The organism is Pleomorphomonas sp. NRK KF1 (assembly GCF_023721755.1).
GTDB lineage: Bacteria > Pseudomonadota > Alphaproteobacteria > Rhizobiales > Pleomorphomonadaceae > Pleomorphomonas.
Genome location: NZ_JAMDLH010000010.1, coordinates 17,804 through 26,980, shown reverse-complemented (window position 1 = coordinate 26,980; position 9,177 = coordinate 17,804). Strand labels below are relative to the sequence as shown.

Here is a 9,177-nt window from a genome sequence, read left to right as displayed (position 1 = left end):
GACTTCGCCGTCACCAGGCCAGCTTCAGGCAAGATGGGACTTCAGGAAATCCACTGTGCGCTGCCATGCGAGATCGGCCGCCGCCTTGTCGTAGCGCGCCGCCGACGTGTCGTTGTTGAAGGCGTGGTTGACGCCTGGGTACATGTGGAGCTCGTAGGTTTTGCCGGCCTCCTTCAACGCAGCCTCGAACACCGGAATGCCGGCATTGATGCGATCGTCAAGGCCGGCGTAGTGCAAGAGCAGCGGCGCCTTGATGGCGGCCACCGTTTCCGCCACCGGCTGGGCACCGTAGTAGGACACCGCCGCGCCGAGCCCGGGATCGGCCACCGCCGTCTGCAGCGACAGTCCGCCGCCCCAGCAGAAACCGACGCTGCCGGACTTGCCGTTGCCGCCCTCACGGCCGCGCAGGAAGGTGGCTGCCGCCACCGCGTTGCCCACGGCCTTCATCCTGTCGAGCGCGCCGATCATCTCGCGCGCCTTGTCCTCGTCGGCGGGCGTGCCTCCGGCCGGCGACAGGAAGTCCGGCGCCAGCACGAGGAAGCCCTCAAGGGCGAGGCGGCGGGCGACGTCCTCGATGTGGGCGTTGAGCCCGCGGTTCTCGTGAATGACCATCACCGCCGGCAACGGTCCGGTCGCCGACTTGGGATGGACGAGATAGCCCTTCATCGTGCCGCCGTCGCCGGGGAACTCCACCGCCGTCGCCTCGAGCCGGTCGTCGGTCGCTTCGACCATGGCCGCCTGGGCCTGCCGAGCCTCGATCATCGGCACGATGGCCACTGCCGCCGCGCTCGAACCGGCCAGCTTTGCGAGCTTTTCCATGAAGCCACGGCGGTCGTATGTCAGGTGGGTGTACTCGTCGTAGAGACGGATCATGTCCTGGGTGATGACGATGCGTTCGCTCATGTCGATGCTCCCTGGGGTCCGTTTGGTGCCCGTGCTCGCCCGGCATGACTCACGAAGCGAATAGCGAAGCAAAACGAACCACTTACGGTCAGGTGTTTCGGTGGAGCTTTTGGATTCAGAACTTGAATCTCTTGATGAGGACGAACGTAAAAGCCGACCTCAGCTCCCCGGATGCAAGACGCTTCAACGCCCGCGCTGACAGTCACGTATTTTTACTGACATGTAAACCGCATAATTCCGCCACCGCTGATAATCAGTCCAGCGACAGATCGTCGGCACGGCGCTCCCAGATGGCCTTGGCGCGTGCGCTGTGCCAGCCGAGGCAGTAGCCGATGGCCCGCTCCACCGCGCCCGCCTTGGGTCCGGCGGCATGGATGTCGTCCAGCATCAGATGGGCCATGTGGATGTCGTTGAGCACACCCAGCACATTCTGGGCCGCCTTGACTCTCGGCAATAACTTGCGCCGCACCGACTTCGGCAATAAATCCTCAAAAAAATCATAGGCATAGCGCAGGCGCTTGAATCTTTTCCTGAGTTCGTGCCGCTCATCCGAAGACAGCGCTTCAGGATCGCGCCCCAGCTTTTCGACCTTGCGCCGCAGGCGGCCGACAATGTGGTCGGCGAATGGCTCGATCGGCGCGGCCAGCCCCAGGCTCTGGCCGATATCGTCGGTGGACAGCCAGCCGCGCGTCTCGGTGAATGCCAGAAGGTCGAGCAGGAAATCCCCGGTGCTCCGATCGGCGAGAACGGCCGCGAGCCGCACCCGTGCCGCCTTGCGGCGCTTTTCGAGAAGCTCGATCAGCGCCGCCATGTCGCCGCCTTCGAGCGGGGCGACGAGTTCGTCGATCAGCACGTCCATGTCGCGCGTGGCGGCAACCTCCTGGGCCAGTCGCCGCGCCTCGGTGGCGAGCGGATCGCCGGACCCCGGCGCCATCACGGAAGCGAAGATCTTCAGCGCGGTGCGGAGGCGACGCAGCCCGACGCGCAACTGATGCGCGCCCTCGGGATCGTCGTCGGCCCGCAGCGCCGCCACATTGGCGGAGATCTGGATGGCGCAGGATCTCAGTACCCGCTGCAGCGCCATCTCGACCGACATGTCGTCGTCGAGGTCGGCATCCGTCGCGGTCTTCGGTTCGGCCGCGCCGATCTCGCCTTCGAGCAGCGCGTAGCCGAGATCGGACTTGGCCTCGGTCGAGAAATGAAAGGCGACGCCGTTGAGTGCCAGCCGCGCCGCCTCGAACAGGGCTCGCCGGTCGCCCGAAAGGAGCTCGAACTCAACTTCGCGAATGTCGGCTCGTCGGCTGCCGGCCGTGGCCGTGCCACGGTCGAGCGCCATCTCGACGCGATCGCCACCCGGCGTCGCAATTTCCCAGCGCCGCCGCGTCACCCGCATGGAGAACAAAGGCACCAGCGGACGACCGTCGACGAGCCTGGTCAATTCCGCCGCCGCCTCCTCCGGCAGGCGGGCAAGATCGGGCACCCGGCCCGCGTGGGCCACGTTGAACTCCGGCCGCTCGGCGAGACCAAGCGAGAAGCTGCCGGAGAACTTCACCGTCTGTTCGCCGCTGCGACCCGACCGTCGCAGGCGAAGGCTGATGCCCTTGGCGCGTAGAGCAAGATCCGGCGTGTCGAAGTAGGTGCTGACGAGCCGCTTGTCGCCCTTGGCGACGACGGTCAGCCCAGGCAGATCGGAAAGGCGCGCCAGCCGCGAGGCGCCAGCCGCGTCCACGGCCACCTTGAGTTCGGCCTCGATCCCGTCCGCCATGCGCATCCTCCTCCACGTCGACGCGATCCTATCGCCGGCGGAAGGCTTTGACGAGCCACCCACGGAAACGATTCGGGGTTCGGACCGCCCTCCGTCCGCCGAAACCGGGACACGGTCCGCGTCGGGGCGGTCGGATGCCGCATTTCTGACCAGGCGGGAAAAAACGCTTGCCAACCGGTCAATTGTCGGTTCGGATAAAGGCTCGCCGGCCGACGGGGAAAAGTGACAAGAAGACCGTCCGGCCAGGCACGGGGTTCGCCGACCTCGCTCGGCAACAGGGGAGTATACCTTATGAAAACGATGTCCCGCCTTCTGGCGGCCACCATGCTCGTGGCCGGCCTTGCCGGTGCCGCCCACGCCAAGACCTTCGTCTACTGCTCCGAAGGTAGCCCGGAAGGCTTCGACCCGGCGCCGTATGCCGCCGGCACCACCTTCGACGCCTCATCGAAGCCGGTCTACAGCCGCCTGACCGAGTTCGAGCGCGGCACCACCAACGTCATTCCCGGCCTCGCCGAGAGCTGGGACATCTCCGAGGACGGCACGGTCTACACCTTCCATCTTCGCAAGGGCGTCAAGTTCCACACCACCGAGTATTTCACGCCGACCCGCGACTTCAACGCCGACGACGTGATCTTCTCGTTCCAGCGCCAGAACGACAAGAACGACCCCTGGTACGCCTACGCCGGCGGCACCTGGGAATACTGGACCGGCATGGACATGCCGAACCTCGTCAAGTCGATCGAGAAGGTTGACGACTACACCGTCAAGCTGACGCTGACGGCCGCCAACGCGCCGATGCTCGCCAACCTCGCGATGGACTTCGCCTCGATCCTCTCCAAGGAATACGCCGACAAGCTGGCCGCCGAAGGCAAGCAGCCCGACCTCAACCAGCTACCCGTCGGCACCGGCCCGTTCCAGTTCGTCGCCTATGAGAAGGACGCGGTCATCCGCTATCAGGCCTTCGCCGACTACTGGGGCGGCAAGCAGAAGATCGACGATCTCGTCTTCGCCATCACCCCGGATGCCTCGGTCCGCGTGCAGAAGCTGAAGGCCGGCGAATGCCAGCTGATGCCCTACCCGAACCCGGCCGACGTCGAGACCCTGCAGTCCGACGACAGCATCCAGCTGATGAGCCAGGCCGGCCTCAACGTCGGCTACCTCGCCTACAACACCATGATGAAGCCCTTCGACGACGTGCGCGTCCGCAAGGCCCTCAACATGGCGATCAACAAGAAGGCGATCATCGACGCCGTCTTCCAGGGCACCGGCCAGGAAGCCAAGAACCCGATCCCGCCGACCATGTGGTCCTACAACGACAACATCCAGGACGACCCCTACGATCCGGAAGCGGCCAAGAAGCTGCTCGCCGAAGCCGGCGTCAAGGACCTGTCGATGAAGGTGTGGGCGATGCCGGTGTCGCGTCCCTACAACCCGAATGCCCGCCGCATGGCCGAGCTGATCCAGGCCGACTACGCCAACGTCGGCGTCAAGGTCGAGATCGTCTCCTACGAGTGGGCCGAGTACCTGAAGCGCAGCCAGGACAAGGAGCGCGACGGCGCCCTGCTGATGGGCTGGACCGGCGACAACGGCGATCCGGACAACTTCCTTGCCGTGCTGCTCGGCTGCTCGGGCGTTGGCGGTTCCAACCGCGCCAACTGGTGCAACGAGGAATTCAACAACCTCGTGACCAAGGCCGCCGCGGTGTCGGACATCGCCGAGCGCACCAAGCTCTATGAGGACGCGCAGGTCGTCTTCAAGAAGGAAGCGCCCTGGGCGACCATCGCCCACTCGACCACCTACGTGCCGATGTCCAAGGCCGTGATCGACTACAAGGTCGATCCGCTCGGCTCGCACCGCTTCGACGGCGTCGACCTCGCCGAGTAAGCGACACCACCAAGACGGACGCGGTTCCGGGGAGCGATCTCCGGAACCGTTTTCGCATCCGGAGACTGGTCCGGACGACGGCGCGCCAATCGCTTCTCATGCGGGAAATCATGTAGAATGGCGGAAATCGTGGCAGTTTCATGCCGCGAAAATGGTCAAATATCGACGTTGTCGCTTGCGGCCCGGGTTTTCGGCCGCTACTGGAACCCCCATGCCTAACGCGCCCATCCTCCGTCCATATCGTTCCGACGACCGCGCCGCGGTCGTCCGGCTATGGCACGACGCTTGGCACGACGGCCATGGGTCGGTCCTGCCGGCGCATGTGGTTGCCGAGCGGAGCCCGGAAAGCTTCGACCTTCGCCTCGGCCCGCTCGAGGCCGGCACCCTCGTCGCCGATCTCGACGGCAACGTTCTCGGCTTCGCCGCGATCGAGGGGGAGGAGATCGACCAGCTCTACGTCGCCGCCGAGGCGCGCGGCACCGGCCTTGCGGCCGCGTTGCTGGCCGCCGCGGAGGCGGAACTCGTCCGGCGCGGCATCCGCGACGCGGCGATCCAGTGCTCGGCCGGCAACGATCGCGCCTATCGGTTCTACGCGCGGGCCGGATGGCGCGACAGCGGCGTCCGGCAAGCCCCGATCTGGACTCCGGACGGGCGCCATGAAACGCATCCGACCCACATCTTCGTCAAGCAACTCTCGAGTCAGGACTGACCCCGCACCATGTTCGGTTTCATCCTCCGACGTCTCGGCCTCTTGATCCCGACCTTCATCGGCGTCAGTCTGGTCGCCTTCTTCTTCATCCGCCTGCTGCCGGGCGACCCCGTGCTCCTGCTGGCCGGCGAGCGTGGCATATCGCCCGAGCGTTACGCGGAGCTGATGCACCGCTTCGGCTTCGACCTGCCGCTGTGGAAGCAGTTCATCTACTATTTCACCGACCTGATGCACGGCGATTTCGGCACCTCGATCTCCACCAAGAAGCCGATCTTCAACGAGTTCTTCACGCTGTTTCCGGCGACGCTGGAACTGTCGATCTGCGCGGTGATCTTCGCCGTCGTGCTCGGCGTGCCGGCCGGCGTCATCGCCGCCGTCAAGCGCAATTCCTGGTTCGACCACACGGCCATGGCCACCGCGCTGGTCGGCTACTCCATGCCGATCTTCTGGTGGGCACTGCTGCTCATCATCGTCTTCTCCGGCATTCTCGGATGGACGCCGGTGTCGGGCCGCATCTCGCTGCTGTTCTTCTTCCCCAAGGTGACCGGCTTCATGCTGATCGACAGCTTCCTGTCCGGCAAGGCGGGGGCGTTCCAGTCGGCGGCGAGCCATCTCATCCTGCCGACCATCGTGCTGGGCACCATTCCGCTGGCCGTGATCGCCCGCCAGACTCGTTCGGCCATGCTGGAGGTTCTCGGCGAGGACTATATCCGCACGGCCAAGGCCAAGGGGCTCAGCCCGTTCCGCGTGGTCGCCGTGCATGCGCTGCGCAACGCCCTGATCCCGGTGATCACCACCATCGGCCTGCAGATCGGCGTGCTGATGGCCGGCGCCATCCTGACCGAGACGATCTTCTCCTGGCCGGGCATCGGCAAGTGGATGGTCGATTCCATCTTCCGCCGCGATTATCCGGCCGTGCAGGGTGGCCTCGTGCTGATCGCCCTCATCGTCATGGGCGTCAATCTCGTGGTCGACATGCTCTACGGCCTCGTCAATCCCAAGATCCGGCACCAGAGGTAACCCGATGACCGCCGTCTCCGCTTCCGTCCGTCCGGGGCGCCTCAAGGAATTCTGGCGCTATTTCTCGGAAAACCACGGTGCCGTCGCCGGCCTCGTGCTGTTCGTGGCGCTGGTGTTCGTCGCGCTCGCCGCGCCGCTCTTCGCCCCCTTCGATCCCGACCAGCAGTTCCGCGACGCGCTTCTGGTGCCGCCGCTCACCCATGGCACCGAGGGCATCTTCCTTCTCGGCACCGACGCGCTCGGTCGCGACATCCTGTCGCGCCTGATCTTCGGCTCCCGCTTCTCGCTGTTCATCGGCGTGGTGGTCGTCTCGGTATCGCTGATCGGCGGCGTGATCATCGGCATGTTCGCCGGCTTCTTCCGGGGCTGGGTCGACACCGTGATCATGCGCATCATGGACATCATCCTTGCCTTCCCGTCGCTGCTGCTGGCCCTGACGCTGGTCGCCATCCTCGGCCCCGGCCTCACCAACGCGATGATCGCCATCGCCATTGTGGCGCAACCTCACTATGTGCGCCTGACCCGCGCCGCCGTGATGTCGGAACGTAACCGCGACTATGTGACAGCTGCCCGCGTCTCCGGCGCCGGCCCGCTGTGGCTGATGTTCGTCACCATCCTGCCGAACTGCATGGCGCCCTTGATCGTCCAGGCCGCCCTCTCCTTCTCCGGCGCCATTCTCGACGCCGCCGCCCTCGGCTTCCTCGGCATGGGAGCCCAGCCTCCGACGCCGGAATGGGGCACCATGCTGGCCGAGGCGCGCGAGTTCATCACCCGCGCCTGGTGGGTGGTGACCTTCCCCGGCCTCGCCATCCTGATCACCGTGCTCGCCATCAACCTGATGGGCGATGGCCTGCGCGACGCCCTCGATCCGAAGCTGAAGAGGTCGTGATGCCCATTCTCGAAATCAGCAACCTCTCGGTCGATTTCCGCACGGTGGGCGGCCAGTTCCGCGCCGTCGACGGCGTGTCGATGACCGTCGAGCCCGGCGAGATCGTCTCCATCGTCGGCGAAAGCGGTTCGGGCAAGTCGGTGTCCATGCTGGCCTTGATGGGCCTCCTGCCATGGACGGCGACCATCACGGCCGACAAGATGATGTTCGACGGCAAGGATCTCCTCTCCATCTCGCCGCGCGAACGTCGTCGTATCATCGGCAACGACCTTGCCATGATCTTCCAGGAGCCGATGAGCTCGCTCAACCCGTGCTACACGGTCGGCTGGCAGATCGGCGAGGTGCTGAAGGTCCACCTCGGCCTCAACAAGCGCGCCCGGCGCGACCGAACCGTCGAGCTGCTCGAGCTCGTCGGCATCCCCTCGGCCGCCGAACGCCTCGACACCTACCCGCACCAGATGTCGGGCGGCATGAACCAGCGCGTGATGATCGCCATGGCCATCGCCTGCAACCCCAAGCTCCTGATCGCCGACGAGCCGACCACCGCGCTCGACGTGACCATCCAGGCGCAGATCCTCGACCTCCTGGCCAAGCTGCAGCGCGACGCCGGCATGGCGCTGGTGCTGATCACCCACGACATGGGCGTCGTCGCCGAAACCGCCAATCGCGTCTCTGTGCAATATGCCGGGCAGAAGGTGGAGGAGCAGCCGGTCGCCGAACTGTTCGCCGACCCGCATCATCCCTATACGGCGGCTCTCTTGTCGGCGCTGCCCGAGCGGGCCACCACCCGCCGCCTGCCGTCGATCCCCGGCGTGGTGCCCGGCCAGTACGACCGACCCGCCGGCTGCCTGTTCAGCCCGCGCTGCGAGTTCGCCACCGAGCGCTGCGTCGAGAAGGCGCCGGTCACCCAGGGGCAGGCCGCCGGCTACGCGCTCTGTCACTATCCGCTCAACCAGGGCAAGCCGGTCGGCCATCCCGGCCCGGCCGCCATCCTCGACCGGAGGATTTCGGCATGAACGCTCCCGTTGCATCCACTGTCGTCCTCGAGGCGCAGCATCTTGCCCGCCACTACAGCCTGAAGCGCGGCATGTTCGGCGAGCCGGCCACCGTGCGCGCGCTGTCGGAAGCCTCCTTCAAGCTCACCGCCGGCAAGACGCTGGCCGTCGTCGGCGAGTCCGGCTGCGGCAAGTCGACGCTCGCCCGCCTCGTCACCATGATCGAGCCGCCGACCGCCGGCGACCTGATCATCGACGGCAAGCCGGTCCACCTCGATCAGACGCCGAGCCATGAGCTCCGCCGCACGGTGCAGATCGTCTTCCAGGACCCCTATGGCTCGCTCAATCCGCGCCAGAAGGTCGGCACCATTCTGGAGGAGCCGCTGCGCCTCAACACCTCGCTGTCGGCCTCCGAGCGACAGGCCAAGGCGCGGGCGATGATGGAGAAGGTCGGCCTCCGGCCCGAACACTACGACCGCTATCCGCACATGTTCTCCGGCGGCCAGCGCCAGCGCATCGCCATCGCGCGCGCGCTGATGCTCAACCCGAAGATCCTGGTGCTCGACGAGCCGGTATCCGCGCTCGACGTGTCGATCCAGGCGCAGGTGCTGAATCTCCTGATGGACCTGCAGCAGGAGTTCGGCCTCGCCTACCTGTTCATCAGCCACGATCTTTCCGTGGTGCGCCACATCGCCGACGAGGTGATGGTGATGTATCTCGGCCGCCCGGTCGAGTTCGGCACCGCCGACGAGATCTTCAACACGCCGCGCCACCCCTATACGCGCGCGCTCCTCTCGGCGACGCCGACCACCGAGCCGGAGAAGCGGCGCGAACGTATCCGCCTCACCGGCGAGTTGCCGTCGCCGCTGCGCCCGCCCAAGGGCTGCGCCTTCCATCCGCGCTGCCCCTTCGCCTACGAACCCTGCGACGTCGACCAGCCGAAGCTCTTGCAGGCGCCCGGCGGCAACGCCAAGGTCGCCTGCTTCGCCGTGCAGGGCGAACTGCTGTGAGG

At 66.1% G+C, this 9,177-nt stretch carries 8 protein-coding genes; 6 read left to right on the top strand and 2 right to left on the bottom strand.

What is annotated here, in order from left to right; genetic code table 11:
- Positions 1-24: 24 nt before the first annotated feature.
- Together M4J39_RS20580 and M4J39_RS20575 are read right to left on the bottom strand one after the other, a co-directional pair.
- Positions 25-903 carry a dienelactone hydrolase family protein gene (locus M4J39_RS20580; protein WP_251730371.1) on the bottom strand — a complete coding sequence of 293 codons (879 nt, stop codon included), beginning with the start codon at positions 901-903 and terminating at the stop codon, positions 25-27.
- 253 nt (positions 904-1,156) lie between these two features.
- Positions 1,157-2,668: a CYTH and CHAD domain-containing protein gene (locus M4J39_RS20575; protein ID WP_251730370.1), complete on the bottom strand. Its 1,512-nt coding sequence runs from the start codon at positions 2,666-2,668 to the stop codon at positions 1,157-1,159.
- A gap of 291 nt (positions 2,669-2,959) precedes the next feature.
- Here M4J39_RS20575 and M4J39_RS20570 point away from each other — a divergent pair, with 291 nt between their 5' ends.
- From M4J39_RS20570 to M4J39_RS20545, 6 genes are all read left to right on the top strand, one after another.
- A complete protein-coding gene (locus tag M4J39_RS20570) occupies positions 2,960-4,552 on the top strand; it encodes an ABC transporter substrate-binding protein (RefSeq protein ID WP_251730369.1) in 1,593 nt (530 codons plus the stop codon).
- 211 nt (positions 4,553-4,763) lie between these two features.
- A complete protein-coding gene (locus tag M4J39_RS20565; RefSeq protein ID WP_251730368.1) occupies positions 4,764-5,261 on the top strand; it encodes a GNAT family N-acetyltransferase in 498 nt (165 codons plus the stop codon).
- Positions 5,262-5,270: 9 nt separating this feature from the next.
- Positions 5,271-6,281 carry an ABC transporter permease subunit gene (locus tag M4J39_RS20560; RefSeq protein ID WP_251730367.1) on the top strand — a complete coding sequence of 337 codons (1,011 nt, stop codon included), beginning with the start codon at positions 5,271-5,273 and terminating at the stop codon, positions 6,279-6,281.
- Positions 6,282-6,285: 4 nt separating this feature from the next.
- Positions 6,286-7,170 carry an ABC transporter permease subunit gene (locus M4J39_RS20555; protein WP_251730366.1) on the top strand — a complete coding sequence of 295 codons (885 nt, stop codon included), beginning with the start codon at positions 6,286-6,288 and terminating at the stop codon, positions 7,168-7,170.
- On the top strand, positions 7,170-8,186 hold the full coding sequence (locus tag M4J39_RS20550; protein WP_251730365.1) for an ABC transporter ATP-binding protein: 1,017 nt from the start codon (positions 7,170-7,172) through the stop codon (positions 8,184-8,186). Before M4J39_RS20555 ends, M4J39_RS20550 begins: the two co-directional genes overlap by 1 nt.
- Entirely contained in the window at positions 8,183-9,175 is a 993-nt protein-coding gene (locus tag M4J39_RS20545; RefSeq protein ID WP_251730364.1) for a peptide ABC transporter ATP-binding protein, read from the top strand. Before M4J39_RS20550 ends, M4J39_RS20545 begins: the two co-directional genes overlap by 4 nt.
- Positions 9,176-9,177 lie beyond the last annotated feature (2 nt).